General features: G+C 70.4%; 16 protein-coding genes. 4 read left to right on the top strand and 12 right to left on the bottom strand.

What is annotated here, in order from left to right:
• Window positions 1-9: 9 nt before the first annotated feature.
• A complete protein-coding gene (pafA, locus tag Srubr_RS05695; protein ID WP_030781321.1) occupies window positions 10-1,371 on the bottom strand; it encodes a Pup--protein ligase in 1,362 nt (453 codons plus the stop codon).
• Window positions 1,372-1,380: 9 nt separating this feature from the next.
• Window positions 1,381-2,640, bottom strand: a complete 1,260-nt coding sequence (locus tag Srubr_RS05700; RefSeq protein ID WP_189996171.1) for an MFS transporter — start codon at window positions 2,638-2,640, stop codon at window positions 1,381-1,383.
• Between the two features lie 105 nt (window positions 2,641-2,745).
• Here Srubr_RS05700 and Srubr_RS05705 point away from each other — a divergent pair, with 105 nt between their 5' ends.
• Window positions 2,746-3,762, top strand: a complete 1,017-nt coding sequence (locus tag Srubr_RS05705; RefSeq protein WP_189996170.1) for a LacI family DNA-binding transcriptional regulator — start codon at window positions 2,746-2,748, stop codon at window positions 3,760-3,762.
• 61 nt (window positions 3,763-3,823) lie between these two features.
• Here Srubr_RS05705 and prcA read toward each other — a convergent pair whose 3' ends face one another.
• The 6 genes from prcA to arc form a co-directional block, all read right to left on the bottom strand.
• Complete coding sequence (prcA, locus tag Srubr_RS05710) at window positions 3,824-4,576, bottom strand: proteasome subunit alpha (RefSeq protein WP_030781329.1); 753 nt, start codon at window positions 4,574-4,576, stop codon at window positions 3,824-3,826.
• A gap of 61 nt (window positions 4,577-4,637) precedes the next feature.
• Entirely contained in the window at window positions 4,638-5,483 is an 846-nt protein-coding gene (gene prcB, locus Srubr_RS05715; protein ID WP_189996169.1) for a proteasome subunit beta, read from the bottom strand.
• On the bottom strand, window positions 5,435-6,040 hold the full coding sequence (locus Srubr_RS05720; RefSeq protein ID WP_229926719.1) for an endonuclease VII domain-containing protein: 606 nt from the start codon (window positions 6,038-6,040) through the stop codon (window positions 5,435-5,437). The genes prcB and Srubr_RS05720 overlap by 49 nt, the downstream gene beginning before the upstream one ends.
• Window positions 6,041-6,089: 49 nt before the next feature.
• Entirely contained in the window at window positions 6,090-6,308 is a 219-nt protein-coding gene (locus Srubr_RS05725; protein WP_020939002.1) for a ubiquitin-like protein Pup, read from the bottom strand.
• A gap of 171 nt (window positions 6,309-6,479) precedes the next feature.
• The gene (gene dop, locus Srubr_RS05730; protein ID WP_351325955.1) at window positions 6,480-7,991 is read right to left on the bottom strand and encodes a depupylase/deamidase Dop; all 1,512 of its coding nucleotides are present in this window, start codon (window positions 7,989-7,991) and stop codon (window positions 6,480-6,482) included.
• 231 nt (window positions 7,992-8,222) lie between these two features.
• Window positions 8,223-9,989: a proteasome ATPase gene (gene arc / locus Srubr_RS05735; protein ID WP_189996168.1), complete on the bottom strand. Its 1,767-nt coding sequence runs from the start codon at window positions 9,987-9,989 to the stop codon at window positions 8,223-8,225.
• A gap of 520 nt (window positions 9,990-10,509) precedes the next feature.
• On the opposite strand from arc, the gene Srubr_RS05740 reads away from it, so the two are divergent.
• Window positions 10,510-10,812, top strand: coding sequence for a ferredoxin (locus tag Srubr_RS05740; RefSeq protein WP_189996167.1), 303 nt, complete (start codon window positions 10,510-10,512; stop codon window positions 10,810-10,812).
• A 7-nt stretch (window positions 10,813-10,819) separates the two neighbouring features.
• On the opposite strand, the gene Srubr_RS05745 is transcribed toward Srubr_RS05740, so the two are convergent.
• The 3 genes from Srubr_RS05745 to Srubr_RS05755 all read right to left on the bottom strand — a co-directional run bounded on the left by Srubr_RS05745 (window position 10,820) and on the right by Srubr_RS05755 (window position 14,252).
• Window positions 10,820-11,392 (bottom strand): hypothetical protein, encoded by a 573-nt coding sequence (locus Srubr_RS05745; RefSeq protein ID WP_189996166.1) that lies wholly within the window; start codon window positions 11,390-11,392, stop codon window positions 10,820-10,822.
• Window positions 11,393-11,614: 222 nt separating this feature from the next.
• Window positions 11,615-12,517, bottom strand: a complete 903-nt coding sequence (locus tag Srubr_RS05750) for a tRNA (adenine-N1)-methyltransferase (protein WP_189996165.1) — start codon at window positions 12,515-12,517, stop codon at window positions 11,615-11,617.
• 52 nt (window positions 12,518-12,569) lie between these two features.
• A complete protein-coding gene (locus Srubr_RS05755; RefSeq protein WP_189996164.1) occupies window positions 12,570-14,252 on the bottom strand; it encodes a site-2 protease family protein in 1,683 nt (560 codons plus the stop codon).
• 177 nt (window positions 14,253-14,429) lie between these two features.
• On the opposite strand from Srubr_RS05755, the gene Srubr_RS05760 reads away from it, so the two are divergent.
• Both Srubr_RS05760 and Srubr_RS05765 read left to right on the top strand, forming a co-directional pair.
• Window positions 14,430-15,374, top strand: coding sequence for a RecB family exonuclease (locus Srubr_RS05760; RefSeq protein ID WP_189996163.1), 945 nt, complete (start codon window positions 14,430-14,432; stop codon window positions 15,372-15,374).
• A gap of 53 nt (window positions 15,375-15,427) precedes the next feature.
• Entirely contained in the window at window positions 15,428-16,099 is a 672-nt protein-coding gene (locus tag Srubr_RS05765) for a response regulator (RefSeq protein WP_030608351.1), read from the top strand.
• Window positions 16,100-16,182: 83 nt separating this feature from the next.
• Here the strand turns inward: Srubr_RS05765 and Srubr_RS05770 are convergent, their stop codons facing one another.
• Window positions 16,183-17,766, bottom strand: a complete 1,584-nt coding sequence (locus tag Srubr_RS05770; protein ID WP_189996162.1) for an ABC transporter substrate-binding protein — start codon at window positions 17,764-17,766, stop codon at window positions 16,183-16,185.
• Window positions 17,767-17,849 lie beyond the last annotated feature (83 nt).

Below are 17,849 nucleotides of genomic sequence, written 5' to 3' on the forward strand. Positions count from 1 at the left end.
CGGTCGCCGCTACATACCGGCGATCAGTTTCTCCACCCGGTCGTCCACCGCGCGGAACGGGTCCTTGCACAGAACGGTGCGCTGCGCCTGGTCGTTGAGCTTCAGGTGCACCCAGTCGACCGTGAAATCCCGGCGCTGCTCCTGCGCCCGCCGGATGAAATCGCCGCGCAGTCGGGCCCGAGTGGTCTGCGGGGGAACCGACTTGCCCTCGAAGATCTTCAAGTCGTTGCAGATCCGGGCGGCTTGGCCCTTCTTCTCCAGCAGGTAGTACAGGCCGCGACGGCGGTGGATGTCGTGGTACGCGAGGTCTATCTGGGCGACTCGCGGGTGCGACATCGTCATGTTGTGCTTGGCCCGGTACCGCTCGATGAGCTTGTACTTCATGACCCAGTCGATCTCGGTCTCGACGCGGTCCAGTTCCTCGGTCTCGATGGCCTCCAGCGTGCGGCCCCACAGCTCCAGGACCTGCGCGACGGTGCCGGTGCGGATGCCCCGGCGGTCGCAGAAGTCCAGCGCCTTGTCGAAGTACTCGCGCTGCACCTCCAGCGCGGAGGCCTCCCGGCCGCTGGCCAGGCGCACCTTGCGCCGGCCGGTGATGTCATGGCTGACCTCGCGGATCGCCCGGATCGGGTTCTCCAGGGTGAGGTCACGCATCACCGTGCCCGCCTCGATCATGCGCAGCACCAGGTCGGTGGCGCCGACCTTCAGCAGCATCGTCGTCTCGGACATGTTCGAGTCGCCGACGATGACGTGCAGCCTGCGGTAGCGCTCGGCGTCCGCGTGCGGTTCGTCGCGGGTGTTGATGATGGGCCGGGAGCGGGTCGTCGCCGAGGAGACGCCCTCCCAGATGTGCTCCGCGCGCTGGCTGACGCAGTAGACGGCACCGCGCGGGGTCTGCAGTACCTTGCCGGCGCCGCACAGCAGCTGCCGGGTGACGAGGAAGGGGATGAGGATGTCCGCGAGCCGGGAGAACTCCCCGTGCCGCGCCACCAGGTAGTTCTCGTGGCAGCCGTAGGAGTTGCCCGCCGAGTCGGTGTTGTTCTTGAAGAGGTAGACGTCGCCCGCGATTCCCTCCTCGTGCAGGCGTCGTTCCGCGTCCACCAGGAGTCCTTCGAGAATGCGCTCGCCGGCCTTGTCGTGGGTGACCAGTTCCGTCACGTTGTCACATTCGGGGGTCGCGTATTCCGGATGTGAGCCCACGTCGAGATAGAGCCGGGCGCCGTTTCGCAGAAAGACATTGCTGCTGCGGCCCCATGACACGACACGGCGGAAGAGGTACCGCGCCACCTCGTCAGGAGACAGGCGCCGCTGTCCCCTGAACGTGCACGTGACGCCGTACTCGTTCTCCAGCCCGAAAATGCGGCGGTCCATGAGGGAACATTACGCCCGATCCCCCGAGCTGAAACGGGGTTCGAGGGCACGATTTGGATCATTTTCCGATGTAGCCGCGACGACACCTGCCCGCACGGGAGCCGCCAGGACCCGTCCGGTGGCGAGCAGCACCAGCAACGACACCGCCCCGGCCACGCTCGGCAGGCCGAAACCCCACACCGTGCCACCGGCCTGCACCACCGGCCCCGCCAGGCCCGTTCCCACCGACGCGCCCACGGTGAACGTCGTCACGAGCCAGGAGAACGCCTCGGTGACCGTCCCTCTCGGCGCGTGCCGGTCCACGATGATGAACGCGCAGGCTATGCAGGGCGCCAGGAAGACGCCGGAGACCACGCTGAGCAGCACCATCCAGACCGTGCCCGGCGTCAGCGTGAGCGGCAGGTAACACACCGCCAGCAGGGCCACCAGCCCCCTCAGCCGCCGCTCGGGCGAGCCCGCCCACTGACGGGCGCCGTACACGGTCCCACCGGCCAGCGCGCCCAGGCCCAGCCCCGCCATCAGCCAGCCGTAGACCGCGTCGCCGCCATGGCCGTCGGCGTACGACACCGCCGCGACCGTGATCGAGCCCAGCGCGATGCCGATGAACAGGAACGCGGCGAGCAGCGCCAGCAGGCCGGGCGAACGCAGCGCGCCCAGCCAGTGCGCCTCGCGCGGGGCCGAGCGCCAGGCACGCGACGGCGGCGAGACGACCACGGACAGGGCGCCGAGCACACCCAGCAGGTTCAGTACGAGCAGGGCCGCCCGCTCGTCCCACACCGAGACGCACACGGTCACCAGCAGCGGGCCGACGGTGAACATGACCTCCTGCGCGATCGCGTCCATCGCGTACGCGACGTGCACCTGCTCCTCGCGGCGCAGCACGGACGGCCACAGGGCGCGCAGGCCGCCCTCCAGCGGCGGGGCGAACAGGCCGGACACCGCGACGGCCGCGTAGGCCAGCGGCAGCGGGCCGGTGCCGCAGAAGGCGAAGACCGTCATGGCCAGGGCCGCCAGGACGGCCGCGGGCAGCTGGACGCGCGGCTGACCGTAGAGGTCCACCAGTCGGCCCAGCACCGGCTGGCCGACGGCGTTGGCCACGCCGTACACGGCCGCGAGGGCGCCGGCCAAGCTGTAGGTGCCGCCGTCGGCACGGACGAAGAGCACCAGCGCGATGGCCGCGGTCGCGTTCGGCAGCCGGCCCACCAAAGTCCCGGCGAGCAGCCGGAGCGCATGTCTCGCCCGCAGGATCTCCAAGTACCCCGTGGCCATGCCCGCCTCCAAGTGTTACGTATAACGTCGCTCATCATACGTACCATGTGCGCTGTTCACACGTCCAATGTGATGCACACATCCACACGAAGGAGCACGTCCACCGTGGCACGCAGCAGCACGCGCCCGACCAGCCGGGACGTCGCCCACGCGGCCGGGGTCTCGCAGGCGGCCGTCTCCCTCGTGCTGGGCGGCAAATGGCGCGGCCGGGTCTCCGAGACCACCGCCGAACGCGTCCGCCAAGCCGCCCGCGACCTGGGCTACCGGCCCAACCTCGCCGCCCGCAACCTCCGCCTCGGCCGCACCCGCACGGTCCTGCTCGTCGTCCCCGCCCTGACCACCGAGTTCTTCGCCGGCGTCTACACCGGCGCCGCCCGGGTCGCCGCCGAGCACGGCTTCGGCGTCGTCCTCTACCCCTCCCCCGAAGGCATCGGCCCCGCCCGCGACCCCTTCGCCTCCGCACAGGCCGCCCTGGACGGCGTCATCGCCTCCTCCATGGCCGCCGATGCCCTCACCGACATCCGCGGCGACCAGCTCCCGCTCGTCATGCTGGACAGCGACCCCGACGGCAGCCTCGGCGCCGCCACCGTCAACCTCGACATCACCGACGGCGTCCGCCAGGTCGCCGAACACCTCCTCGGCCTCGGCCACCGCCGGGTGCTCCACCTGGCCGCCGACGTCCCCTCCTGGACCTTCGAGATCCGCGCGCGCGAACTGGCCGCCCGCATGGCCGCCGTCCCCGGCACCGAGATCCGCACCGCCCGCGCCCCGATCTCCATCGACGGCGCGCTCACCGCCACCGAGGCCGCCCTCACCGCGTCCGGCCCCCGGCCCACCGCCATCGTCTGCGACGACGACAAACTCGCCGCCGGCGCCTACAAGGCCGTGCGCCGCCTCGGCCTGCGCATCCCCGACGACATCTCCGTCACCGGCCTCGACGACCTGGCCCTGGCCACCGCCATCGACCCCGAGCTGACGACGGTACGACTGGACGCCGAGCTGTTCGGCGAACACGGCATGCGCGCCCTGCTGGCCGTCCTGGAGGGCCACAGGCCGACGAGCGGCGACATCCCCGTCCAGCTCGTCGTCCGGGGCTCCACGGCCCCGCCACGCACCCCCTAGAAACACCGGACGCCCCGGCCGTCACCGGCCAGGGCGTCCCACCGCGTTAGCCGCGGGCGGCTCACTGCTCCTCGGAACCGTCCTCCGCGGAGCTCTCCGCCTCCGTGCTCGCGCCGTCCGCCGCCAGCAGCCGGTCCAGCTGCCGGCCGACGATCCGCTTGAACTTCCGCTTCTGCGGGCGCGTACGGTCCAGCACCGCCACCTCCAGCCGCTCGGCGGGGATCTCCCGCTCGCTGCCATTGGTGTCCCGGGACAGCGCCTGCACCGCCAGCTTCAGCGCCTCCGCCAGGCTCATGCCGTCGCGGTGCCGCTGGTCCAGGAAGCTGCTGATCTGCTCCGCGTTGCCGCCCACCGCGACCGAGCCGTGTTCGTCCACGATGGAGCCGTCGTGCGGCAGCCGGTAGATCTGGTCGCCCTCCGGGGTCTCCCCGACCTCGGCCACCACCAGCTCCACCTCGTAGGGCTTCTCGGCCGCCGAGGAGAAGATCGTGCCCAGCGTCTGCGCGTAGACGTTGGCCAGGCCGCGCGCGGTGACATCGTCACGGTCGTAGGTGTAACCACGCAGGTCGGCGTAGCGGACACCGCCGATGCGCAGGTTCTCGTACTCGTTGTACTTGCCGGCCGCGGCGAAGCCGATCCGGTCGTAGATCTCGCTGAACTTGTGCAGCGCGCGGGACGGGTTCTCCCCGACGAACACGATGCCGTCGGCGTACTGCAGCACGACCAGGCTGCGGCCACGGGCGATGCCCTTGCGGGCGTACTCCGCCCGGTCGGCCATGGCCTGCTGAGGTGAGACATAGAACGGCGTCGACACCGGTTATCCGTCCCTTTCTGTCATGGTCACTGGATCACCTTCATTAGAACCGGGCCCGCGCTCAGAGCAGGGCGGCCTTCGGGCCGTCCGGCTCCTCCAGGCGCTTCTGGAGCACCGCGCGGGACAGCTCCGACGCCTCCTGCTCGGTGAGCCGGCGGAAGCCGTCCTCGGTGATCACGGTGATGATCGGGTAGATCCGGCGGGCGACATCGGGACCACCGGTCGCCGAGTCGTCGTCGGCCGCGTCATAGAGGGCCTGCACCACCAGTGTGGCGGCCTGCTCCTCGGTCAGGTCGTCACGGAACAGCTTCTTCATCGCGCCGCGCGCGAAGATGGAGCCCGAACCCGTCGCCGCGAAGTTGTGCTCCTCGGAGCGGCCGCCCGTGACGTCGTAGGAGAAGATGCGCCCCTTCTCGCGGTCCAGGTCGTAACCCGCGAACAGGGGGACCACCGCCAGGCCCTGCATGGCCATGCCGAGGTTGGAACGGATCATCGTCGACAGCCGGTTCGCCTTGCCCTCCAGCGACAGCTGGGCGCCCTCGACCTTCTCGAAGTGCTCCAGCTCCAGCTGGAAGAGTTTGACCATCTCCACGGCCAGGCCGGCGGTGCCGGCGATACCGACCGCCGAGTACTCGTCGGCCGGGAACACCTTCTCGATGTCCCGCTGGGCGATCACATTGCCCATCGTGGCCCGGCGGTCGCCGGCGAGGACGACCCCGCCGGGGAACGTCACGGCCACGATGGTCGTTCCGTGCGGCGCCTCGATCACGCCCTGGGTGGGCGGCAGCTGGCGGTTGCCGGGCAGCAGCTCGGGCTGGTGCTCGGCGAGGAAGTCCATGAACGAGGAGGATCCTGGCGTCAGGAAGGCAGCTGGTAGACGCCCGGTGCTACGAGTGTTGGCTTCCACGCGTTTCCTTCCACATAAGCAGCAGCCCGCCTCATGACATCGGGCTGATCCTTGAACTGCCCCAGTGCGGCATTGCAGCTGAAGCACAGTACGCCACGGACCCTACCCGTCTCATGGCAGTGATCCACATGTGCGGGCACGGCGCTGAGGCATACACAACAGACGCCCCCTTGAGAGGCGATTAACTCGTCACGCTCGGCTCGGGTGAGGCCGTACGTGCGCCTCAGGTGGTCCTCCCGCCCGAGCGCCGCCCGGCACGCCTTGCAGCGCGTCGACAGTCCGTCGGAAGCAGTGGCGTTGCGATGCCACTCGCTGTGCGGTTTGACCTCCCCGCACGTCCGGCAGAGCTTGTGCCCCGCCGGAACCTCCACCTTCTCCCGGACCGGCTTGCCCATCGCCTCCCGGCGACGCCGGTAGTGCGCGGCGCTGTACCGCGCCACACACTCCCGGCAGTGCACCTGGAGGCCGTCACGCCTGTTCCGGTCCCTGGCGAAGGAGGTGAGGGACAGTTCACGCCCGCACTTCCTGCATTCCTTCGCGTTAGGCTCCTCAGCCACCAGACTCCCCCGCAACCTTCACTTCGAAGGCAAGATGGCCACCGAGCCTTTACTCTCCACCTTTTTGCACGAAGGACCGCACGAAATCCTCGGCGTTTTCCTCGAGTACGTCGTCGATCTCGTCCAGTACCGAGTCCACGTCGTCCGACAGCTTCTCGTGCCGTTCCTTCAGGTCTTCGGAAGCCTGCGCGTCCTGCGCCTGCTCCTCGACCTCCTCGGTGGACCGGGTGGCCTTCTGCTGGCCGCCGCCGGTGTCCTTGGTCGCCATAACCTCACCCCGCTCAGTTCGCCTGCCGATCGGTGATGATCAGACCCTATAGGCCGGGTCCGACATCGGCCCCGCAGTTTCCACAACGTACGGGGCCCACCTCGATGATTCCCGGGCGGTGGGGTTTCCACCCCGCCCGCCCGGAGCGGTCCGAGGACCCGCTGACCGTGCTCAGCCGCCGGACAACACCCTGACCAGGTCATCCGCCGTGCGGCAGCGGTCCAGGAGTTCCTTGACGTGATTTCGCGTTCCGCGTAGTGGTTCCAGGGTTGGGACGCGCTGGAGGGAGTCGCGGCCCGGGAGGTCGAAGATGACCGAGTCCCAGGAGGCGGCCGCGACGTCGTCGGCGTACTGCTCCAGGCAGCGCCCGCGGAAGTACGCCCGCGTGTCCTCCGGCGGCTTCGTACGGGCCCTGTCGACCTCGGACTCGTCCAGGAGCCGCTTGATGCGTCCGCGGGCCACCAGACGGTTGTACAGGCCCTTGTCGGGGCGTACGTCGGCGTACTGGAGGTCGACCAGGTGCAGCCGGGCGGCGTCCCAGTCGAGGTCGTCGCGGCGGCGGTAGCCCTCCATCAGCTCGCGCTTGGCGACCCAGTCCAGCTCGCCGGCCAGGCTCATGGGGTCGTTCTCCAGCCGGGTGAGTGTGTCCTCCCAGCGGCTGAGTACGTCCTTGGTCTGGTCGTCGGCGTCGGCGCCGTAGCGCTCCTCGACGTACTTGCGGGCCAGTTCGAAGTACTCCATCTGCAACTGGACCGCGGTGAGGGTGCGCCCGCTGCGCAGGGTGACCAGGCGCTTGAGCGACGGGTCGTGCGAGACCTGGTGCAGGGTGCGCACGGGCTGGTCCACGGCGAGGTCCACGGCGATGAAGCCGTCCTCGATCATGGACAGGACCAGCGCCGTGGTGCCCAGCTTGAGGTAGGTCGAGATCTCGGACAGGTTCGCGTCGCCGATGATCACATGGAGCCGGCGGTACTTCTCGGCGTCCGCGTGCGGCTCGTCGCGGGTATTGATGATCGGGCGCTTGAGCGTGGTCTCCAGGCCGACCTCGACCTCGAAGTAGTCCGCGCGCTGGCTGAGCTGGAAGCCGTGCTCGTGGCCGTCCTGGCCGATGCCGACGCGGCCGGCGCCGGCGAAGACCTGGCGGGAGACGAAGAAGGGGGTGAGGTGGCGCACGATGTCCGAGAAGGGGGTCTCCCGCTTCATCAGGTAGTTCTCGTGCGTGCCGTAGGAGGCGCCCTTGTTGTCGGTGTTGTTCTTGTAGAGGTGGATCGGCTGGGCGCCGGGCAGCTGTGCTGCCCGCTCGGCGGCCTCGGCCATGATCCGCTCGCCGGCCTTGTCCCACAGGACGGCGTCGCGGGGGTTGGTGACCTCGGGGGCGCTGTATTCGGGGTGGGCGTGGTCGACGTACAGGCGCGCGCCGTTGGTGAGGATCACATTGGCCAGGCCGATGTCCTCGTCGGTGAGCTGGCTGGCGTCGGCGGCCTCCCGGGCGAGGTCGAAGCCTCGCGCGTCCCGCAGCGGGTTCTCCTCCTCGAAGTCCCAGCGGGCCCGGCGGGCCCGGTGCATCGCCGCCGCGTAGGCGTTGACGATCTGGGACGAGGTGAGCATGGCATTGGCGTTGGGGTGGCCGGGGACGGAGATCCCGTACTCCGTCTCGATGCCCATTACTCGCCGTACGGTCATGCGGCCCTCCTTGCCCGGCGGCACCCTCGGTCGTGGGCGCCGCTCAAGTGCGCTGGCGCTCCGGTGCGTGTGCGGTGCCCGTCCCCGCACGGCGCGACTCGGCAGTAGGAACGAGCCTAGAACGCCTTTGCGCTGGTGGGGAGATCATTTGCGTCATTGGCTGCTCCGGTCGTGGCCGGAAAAACAGACGACTGCGGGTACCCGTCGAGGGCACCCGCAGCCGCCCTGCCGTTACAGGTACTGACCGGTGTTCGCCACCGTGTCGATGGAGCGTCCGGTGTCCGCGCCCTGCTTTCCGGTGATGAGGGTACGGATGTACACGATCCGTTCGCCCTTCTTTCCGGAGATGCGGGCCCAGTCGTCGGGGTTGGTGGTGTTGGGCAGGTCCTCGTTCTCCTTGAACTCGTCCACGCAGGCCTGGAGGAGGTGGGAGACGCGGAGGCCCTTCTGGCTCTTTTCCAGGAAGTCCTTGATCGCCATTTTCTTGGCGCGGCCCACGATGTTCTCGATCATGGCGCCGGAGTTGAAGTCCTTGAAGTAGAGGACTTCCTTGTCGCCGTTGGCGTAGGTGACTTCCAGGAAGCGGTTCTCCTCGGATTCGGCGTACATCTGCTCGACCGCGGTCTGGATCATGCCCTGGACCGTGGCGGCCTTGTCCCCGCCGTGTTCGGCGAGGTCGTCGGCGTGCAGCGGGAGACGCTCGGTGAGGTACTTGCCGAAGATGTCCTTCGCGGCCTCGGCGTCGGGACGCTCGATCTTGATCTTCACGTCGAGCCGGCCGGGGCGCAGGATGGCGGGGTCGATCATGTCCTCGCGGTTGGAGGCGCCGATGACGACCACGTTCTGCAGGCCTTCGACACCGTCGATCTCGGCGAGCAGCTGGGGGACGATGGTGTTCTCCACGTCCGAGCTGACGCCGGAGCCGCGGGTGCGGAAGAGGGATTCCATCTCGTCGAAGAAGACGATGACGGGGGTGCCCTCGCTGGCCTTCTCGCGGGCCCGCTGGAAGACCAGGCGGATCTGCCGCTCGGTCTCGCCGACGTACTTGTTGAGCAGCTCGGGGCCCTTGATGTTCAAGAAGAAGCTCTTGCCGGCGGCCTGGCCGGTGACCTCGGCGACCTTCTTGGCGAGCGAGTTGGCGACGGCCTTGGCGATCAGGGTCTTGCCGCAGCCGGGCGGGCCGTAGAGCAGGACGCCCTTGGGCGGGCGCAGCTCGTGCTCTTTGAACAGGTCGGGGTAGAGGTACGGCAGCTCGACCGCGTCGCGGATGGCCTCGATCTGGTTGCCGAGGCCGCCGATCTGGTCGTAGCCGATGTCGGGGACCTCTTCGAGGACCAGTTCCTCGACCTCGCTCTTGGGTACGACCTCGTAGACGTAGCCGGAGCGGGGTTCGAGCAGGAGGGCGTCACCGGCGCGGATGGTGGTGCCGAGCAGGGGCTCGGCGAGGCGGACCACCCGCTCCTCGTCGGTGTGCCCGAGCACGAGGGCGCGCTCGCCGTCCTCCAGGATCTCCTTGAGGGTGACGATGTCGCCGACGCTCTCGAACTCCATGGCCTCGACCACGTTGAGCGCTTCGTTGAGCATGACCTCCTGGCCGCGCCTCAGCTCGTCGAGTTCGACGCTGGGGCTGACGTTCACCCGGAGTTTGCGGCCGCCGGTGAAGATGTCGGCGGTGCCGTCCTCGTTGGCTTGCAGGAAGACACCGAAGCCGGCCGGCGGCTGGGCGAGCCGGTCGACCTCCTCCTTGAGGGCCACGATCTGGTCGCGGGCCTCGCGCAGGGTGTTGGCCAGCCGCTCGTTCTGGGCGGACACGCCGGCCAGGTTGGTCTGCAGCTCGACGATCCGCTCTTCGAGAATCCTCGTGTGGCGCGGAGAGTCGGCGAGCTTGCGGCGCAGGACGGCGATCTCCTGCTCAAGGTAGGCGATCTGCCCGGCCGGGTCGTCGGACCCGCGTCCCGGGCGGATGCCGCGGTTCATGTCGTCGTCGTGGGCTGCCACGGTCCTCACCTCCTCCAAGGGGAGCTGGACGCTTCCAGACCCTACCTGGGTGGGTGTCGATTGAAACCCCTAGATCACAATGACTGTCAAGGTGTGTCGTCGGTCACCCGCTGCACACTCCCTCGCACGGAGGGGATACCCACTCAACGTGAGGGGAAAGCAGCTTGTTCCATGCATGCTGTGGGCGAAACCCTTCGTGACTGGCCGGAGTTGTCCGTACGGCGACCGTTCGGCCGGGACGAGGGCAGCACGCAGTGCGCTCGTACGATCATCACGTAGAGCGACGGTTCAGGCGGACGGTGTGACTGGCGTGGCGGCTGGGGACGATCGGTCCGGCCGCCGGTGCTTCCCTCTCCCGGTCCGGCGCTGTTACCCGGGCGGGCCGGGCCGGAAACCCCGGACGGCGCCCGGTGGCCGAGAAGCGGCCGGAGGTAGGGTCGGGGGTGTTCAACGACCGCTGGTGCGGACCCGGCCGGCCCTCGGGGCGCCGGGACGTCCCGGCGAACCGAAGGCAGGAGAGATGACCGTGCAGCAGGAGGCCCCGGGCGGCGAGGCGCTGGAGGTCTGGATCGACCAGGACCTGTGTACCGGAGACGGGATCTGTGCCCAGTACGCCCCGGAGGTGTTCGAGCTGGACATCGACGGGCTCGCGTATGTGAAGGGCGCGGACGACGAACTGCTCCAGGCTCCGGGGGCGACCGTGCCGGTGCCGTTGCCGCTGCTGACGGACGTGGTGGACTCGGCGAAGGAGTGTCCCGGCGAGTGCATCCACGTCCGCCGGGTTTCGGACAAGGTCGAGGTGTACGGGCCCGACGCGGACTGAGTCCGGTTCAGACGCTGTGTGCCCCGGCCGGGGTGGAGCGGACCAGGACGTTCCCGTTCCACCGCCAGGTGGCGGGGGTCCGGGTGTCGGGGCAGCAACTGGGCACGGCGTCCGAGGAGTAGCCGAGCAGGGTGGCCGAGACGGTGCGCTCGTGTATGCCGAATTCGGTCACGGTGAGCCGTTCCCCGGGCCGCACCAGGGTGGCGACCACGCGCGCGGTGCGGCCGTCGGCGCCGTGGGTGAGGACGTAGACCCCGTCGGGCGGGGTGCCCATGGGGGCGTCGCAGTGGACCACGGCGACGGTTTCCGGTCTGCCGTCGCCGTCCAGGTCGCCGGTGGCCTTCTTGACGACCACGGCTTTCACCGGCCCGCAGTCCAGGGGGAAGTCGACGCCGGTGGTGCTCGGCGGCGCGGCGGCGGGCTTGCCGTGGGAACCGGGGGCGGGCTGGACGGCCGTGGCCGGTTCGGTCCGGACGACCGAGGAGAGGGCCACGACACCCGCGAGGGCCGTGGCGGTGGCGACCCAGTGGATGGGCCGGGTCCGGGTGTGCGCGAGTTCCGGGGCGGCGGATTGCTGCACGAGGAGTGTCTCCTGCGAGGGCGGTGCCGGTGGGATGGCCTGCATCGTGCCACACGTCACAGTGCGGGGGAACGGCGGGGTCGGCGGGCGCCCGCCGGCGGTTGCGCGCGCGGGAGGCCCCTTGGCCGGTACCGGGTCAACGGACGGGCGCCGTGCCCGGGTTCCCGTCGGGGACGGGGAACCCGGGCACGGCGCCCTCGCGTTGTGTTGGGTGCGGGCCGGTCAGCGGCCGGTGCCGCCGTCGGCGTTGGGGCCGGCGTAGTCCTCGCCGTAGGCGCCCTTGGCGGGGCGGCGGCGGCGCATGGGCGGCTCGACGCCGTCCGCGAGGCGGCGGGCGGTGAGCAGGAAGCCGGTGTGGCCGATCATCCGGTGGTCGGGGCGGACGGCCAGGCCCTCGATGTGCCAGTTGCGGATCATGGTCTCCCAGGCGGTCGGCTCGTTGAAGCAGCCGATCTCCCGGATGGACTCCACGGTCCGGGCGAGCTGGGTGGTGGTGGCCACGTAGCAGCACAGGATGCCGCCGGGGACGAGCGCCTTGGAGACGGCCTCCAGGCACTCCCAGGGGGCGAGCATGTCGAGGATGACGCGGTCGACGTCGGTGTCGGACAGGTTGTCCTGGAGGTCGCCGACGGTGAGCTGCCAGGCGGGGTGCGGGCCGCCGAAGTAGCGCTCGACGTTCTGCCGGGCGATCTCGGCGAAGTCCTCGCGGCGCTCGTAGGAGTGCAGCATGCCCTGGTCGCCGATGGCGCGCAGCAGGAAGCTGCTGAGCGAGCCGGAGCCGACACCGGCCTCCACGACGCGGGCGCCGGGGAAGATGTCGGCGAAGGCGAGGATCTGCCCCGCGTCCTTCGGGTAGACGACGGCTGCCCCGCGGGGCATGGACAGGACGTAGTCGGGGAGCAGGGGGCGCAGCGCGAGGTAGGCCACGTTGCCGGTGGTCCGGACAACGCTGCCCTCGGGAGCGCCGATCAGTTCGTCGTGCGGGAAGGAACCCTTGTGGGTGTGGAAGTTCTTTCCGGCTTCGAGCGTGAACGTGTAGTGGCGGCCCTTGGGGTCGGTCAGCTGTACCTGGTCCCCGACCTTGAAGGGCCCGCGCCTGCGGGCGGCACCGGTCGGTTCGGACATGTGACCAGCCTACCGGGTTCCCGCGGGGGGCTTGACCGTCGTCCGGGCGGGGCTACGGGGCCGGCCTGGCCATCGCCCTGACGAAGGCCCGCTCGACGTCGGCCGCCGACAGGACGCCGTAGATCTCGCCGGTCTCCTCGACCACCAGGTATTCGGTGGCGGGGGTGGCCCGCAGCACGTCCAGGAGGTCCTCCCCGGCCAGTTCGGCGGAGACCCGCATGCCGTCGGTCAGCTCCTGGGCGAGGCCGCTGACGGCCACCCAGGGGCGGCGGTGTTCGGGTACGCCGACGATGGCGGCCTCGCGGACGAGGGAGACCGGGGTGCCGTCGGCGTCGACGACGACCAGGGCGCGGGCGCCGGCGGCGTTGGCGCGGCGCAGCGCCTCGGAGAGCGGGGTGTCGCTCTCGACCGGCACGGCCCGCCGGGTGAGGGTGCGGGCACGCAGTTCGGGGAGGTGTTCGCGCAGCCGGGCCATGCGCAGGCTGTTGCCGGCGCCGGTCCAGATGATCGCGGCGAGGATGGCGGCGAGCAGGGCGTCGGTGACGGTGTCCATGCCGCCGGCGTCCTCGCCGCCGTCGCCGAGGACGCCGGAGGAGTTCAGCAGCGGCAGGCCGATCAGGACGGAGACGGCGAGGGCGCGGCCCACCCAGGCGGCGGCGACGGTGCCGCTCATCGGCTTGCCGGTGATCTTCCAGACGACGGCGCGGAGCATGCGGCCGCCGTCCAGGGGCAGGCCCGGGAGGAAGTTGAAGATCGCCACGATGAGGTTGGAGATCATCAGGCCGGCCAGCAGGACGCCGGGTACGGTGCCGGGTTCGACCGGTTTCATGGCGAGGTAGAACAGGCCGGCCAGCACCAGGGAGAGCAGCGGGCCGACGAAGGCGAGCACGAACTCCCGGCCCGGGGTCTCGGCTTCCTTCTCGATCTCCGAGACGCCGCCGAAGAACTGGAGCTGGATGCGGCGCACCGGGAGCTTGAAGCGGATCGCGGCGACCGTGTGGGCCAGCTCGTGGACCAGGACGGAGGCGTAGAAGGCGACCGCGAAGAAGAGGGAGACCAGGTAGCGGGCGGCGCCCAGCTCGGGCAGCACGCGGTCGAGTTGTCCGCCGAAGACCCAGGTGATCAGGGCGGCGACGAGGAACCAGCTCGGCGCGACGTAGACGGGCACGCCGAAGGGGCGGCCCATGAGGATGCCGCCGCCGGGACCGGGTTCCTTGGACCGCGGCCCGGGCGGCCGCCCCTTGGCCATGCCGGAGTGCGCGAAGGAGTGGTGCTGACCGGGGGTGGGAGTCGGGGTGGCGGCGCGCTGGTCCGGCTCGGCCGGGGCGGGGGCCGCGGGTGGGGTGCTGTGGGCGGTGGACCGGCTGTCGGGGGTGTCCGTGCCGTGGGTGGCGGGCCGCTCTGCGCCGGAGGGGGCGTGCGCGGGGCCGTCGGAGACGGGCCGCTCTCCGCCGGAAAGGTTCTCCGCGGGGCCGTCGGTGGTGGGCTGCCCGCCGCCGGACGGGCCGCCCGCAGGGGCCTCGGTGACATGTCGCCCTCCGCCGGAGGGGGCGTCCCCGGTGGGCTCGGCGTTCGGGCTGGGCGTCGGGGCGGAGTTCTCCTCGGGCGGGTTCTCCCGGGGTCCGGGGCCGCGCTTGTCGGTGGGGCCGGTCGCCGGGGCCGTAGGGTCCGCGGCGTCCTCGGCCGGCCTGTCGTCGCCGGACCGGGGCTGCCCGCTCCCGCCGCTCACGTCCACGGTGTCCCCTCGTTCGAAGCGTCTTCCGCACCTGGCTGGTCGAAAGGGTCTCTGGTCGATGGTATGCGCCCGTGGCGGTGCGTTCCGCCCCGGCACCCCTGGTGTTCGCCTGGCGGACGCCCGGGGAGGCGGGCGGCGACTGGGTCGCTGTCAGTGCCGGGCCGTATGGTCTGGGGCATGGACAGCAGCATCGACGAGGCAGTGGCGTCGGACGCGGGAGACGGGGCCGGGAGCGGGCCCGGGGCCGGCCCGGCGGTGAGCGGCGGCCCGCAGGGGGCCGCCGGTGAGCGCGGCGCCCTCGCGCCGGTGTCGCTGTCGCCGTCCCGGGCCAGTGACTTCATGCAGTGTCCGCTGCTGTACCGGTTCCGGGTGATCGACCGGCTGCCGGAGAAGCCGAGCGAGGCGGCGACCCGGGGCACGCTGGTGCACGCCGTGCTGGAGCGGCTGTTCGACGCGCCCGCCGGGGAGCGGACCGCGCCCCGGGCGAAGGCGCTGGTCCCGGGGCAGTGGGACCGGCTGCGGCAGAGCCGCCCCGAGCTGACCGAGCTGTTCGCCGACGATCCGGAGGGCGAGCGGCTGGCCGGCTGGCTCGCCGAGGCGGAGCGGCTGGTGGAGCGCTGGTTCACGCTGGAGGACCCCACGCGGCTGGAGCCGGCCGAGCGGGAGCTGTTCGTGGAGACCGAGCTGGACTCGGGGCTGCGGCTGCGCGGGATCATCGACCGGGTGGACGTGGCGCCGACCGGCGAGGTGCGGATCGTCGACTACAAGACGGGCAAGGCCCCGCGCCCGGAGTACGCCGAGGGCGCGCTCTTCCAGATGAAGTTCTACGCCCTGGTCGTCTGGCGGCTGAAGGGCGTCGTGCCTCGCCGGCTGCAGCTGGTGTACCTCGGCAGCGGGGACGTGCTGACGTACGACCCGGTCCCGGCCGATCTGGAGCGGGTGGAGCGCAGGCTGCACGCGCTGTGGGAGGCCATCAGGCAGGCCACGGAGAGCGGGGACTGGCGGCCACGGCCGACCAAGCTGTGCGGCTGGTGCGACCACCGGGCGCACTGCCCGGAGTTCGGCGGCACTCCCCCGCCCTATCCGCTGCCGGTCCGGGCACCCGGGTCCCGGGCGGGGTGAGGCCTGGCGCGGGGGCAGGGCAGAATGGGCCCGGACTAGCGAAGGAGTGTCACGTGGCCATCCGTGTCCTACTGGTCGACGACCAGCCCCTGCTGCGTACGGGTTTCCGGATGATCCTGGAGGCCGAGCAGGACATCGCGGTCGTCGGCGAGGCCGGTGACGGCCTCCAGGCCCTCGACCAGGTACGAGCACTGCAACCGGATGTGGTGCTCATGGACATCCGGATGCCGCGGATGGACGGTGTGGAGGCGACCCGGCAGATCACCGGTCCCGGCCGGGACGGCCCGGCCAAGGTGCTGGTGCTGACCACCTTCGACCTGGACGAGTACGTGGTGGAGGCGCTGCGCGCCGGGGCGAGCGGCTTCCTGCTGAAGGACGCGCCCGCGAACGAGCTGGTGCAGGCGATCCGGGTGGTGGCGAACGGCGAGGCGATGCTCGCGCCGAGCATCACCCGGCGGCTGCTGGACAAGTACGCCACGCATCTGCCGTCCGGTGAGGAGCCGGTTCCGGACACCCTGCACACCCTCACGGACCGTGAGGTGGAGGTGCTGAAGCTGGTGGCGCGCGGGCTGTCCAACGCGGAGATCGCGGCGGACCTGTTCGTCAGCGAGACGACGGTGAAGACGCATGTGGGCCATGTGCTGACCAAGCTGGGGCTCAGGGACCGGGTGCAGGCGGCGGTGTACGCGTACGAGAGCGGGCTGGTGCGTCCCGGCGCCCAGTAGGTGTCCGCCCGGCACGGGTGTGTGACGACGGCGAAGGGCGCCCCTCTCCCTGTGGAGCGGGGCGCCCTTCGCCGTGTGCGGGGTCAGCCGCTCTTGCTGAGTTCCCAGAACCGGAACACCGTGGAGGCGTCCAGGCAGTACTCCAGGCCGTACACGCCGTCGCGGACGACCGCGTACTGCTTGGCCTGCCAGACCGGCAGCACCGGCAGGTCGTCGGCGACGATCTCCTGGAGCTTGCCGAAGTCCTTGTCGGTGGCCGCGCGGTCGCTCTGCGCGGCGGTGCCGGGCAGCAGGGAGCCGGTGATGGTGCGGTTGTCGTAGTGGTTGTTCAGCACGTTGCCCTTGCCGAAGAAGGGGGCCGTGAAGTTGTCGGCGTCCGGGTAGTCCGGCACCCAGCCCTTCACGTAGACGCCGTACTTGCCGGCGGCGATGTCCTTCTCGTACTGGTCGAAGGCGACGGACTTGACGTCGGCGTCGAACAGGCCGCTGGCGTTGAGCTGTTCGGCGATGGCCTTCAGCTCCTCGTCGGTGGCGGGGCCGTAGCGGGACGGCGTGGACCACAGGGTGAGCTTGACCTTGCCGGTGATGTCGTCGGCGCGCAGCGCGGCGGCGGCCTTGGCCTGGGAGGGCCGGGCGCCGTAGGTGTCGAAGAAGGCGGTGTTGTGGCCCGCGACACCGGCCGGGACGATCGAGTACAGCGGGGTGGCGGTGCCCTGGTAGACGTCCTTGATCAGGGCGTCGCGGTCGATGAGGTAGGCGATGGCCTTGCGGACGCCGAGCTTGCCGGCCACCGGGTCCTTCATGTTGAAGACCAGGTGCTGCACCTCGGCGCTGGTGCCCTCGATGACGTCGATGCCCTTGCTGTCGTCCTGCTGGTCGAGCTGGGTGATGTCGGTGGCGGTCAGACCTCGGTAGGCGATGTCGATGTCGCCGCCGAGGAGGGCTTCCTTCAGGGCCGCGCGGTCGCCGTGGAAGAACTTCAGGGTGACGCCGGAGTTGTTCGGCTTGGCGCTGCCCTTGTAGTGGTCGTTGACGGAGAAGACGGCCTGGTCCTTGTCGAAGGAGTCCAGCTTGTAGGGGCCGGAGCCGATCGCCTGGTGGTCGGTGCGCAGGGCGCTCGCGTCGTACTGGCGGTGGTCCACGATGGAGCCGGCGCCGGAGGCGATCTTGCTGGGGAAGGTGGCGTCGGGCACCTTCAGGTGGAAGACGGCCGTCTTGGCGTCCGGTGTCTCGACCTTGTCGAGCATCGGGAACATCAGGGCCGGACCGGCCGGGTCGGCGATCTTCAGCATGCGGTCGAAGGTGAACTTCACGTCCTCGGAGGTGAGGTCGTCACCGTTGCTGAACTTCAGGCCGTCCTTCAGTTCGCACTTGTAGACCATGGCCCGGGTGTCGGTGAAGCCGCACTGCTTCGCCAGTTCGGGCTGGGGTTCGGTCGCGCCCTTGGGGAAGCTGAGCAGCGACTGGAAGACGTTGTTGAACAACAGCCAGGAGCCGGGGTCGTAGCCGGCCGCCGGGTCCGTGGCGAGGACGTCGTCGGACATCCCCATCACCACGGAGGAGCCGGTGCCCCCGGAGTCACCGGACTCGGATCCGCAGCCGGTCAACAGGCCGGAGGCGAGCACCGCCGCGAGGGGCAGGACCGGCCACTGGGTACGCAGGTTCACTCGGAGTGCCTTGTCGTCGGGTCGTCAGCCCGGGTCCGCCATCCCTGGACCCGGGCACCGGGGGCCGCGCCGTTGCGCGGCCC

This window comes from Streptomyces rubradiris, from assembly GCF_016860525.1.
In the GTDB taxonomy this organism is placed as follows: Bacteria; Actinomycetota; Actinomycetes; order Streptomycetales; family Streptomycetaceae; genus Streptomyces; species Streptomyces rubradiris.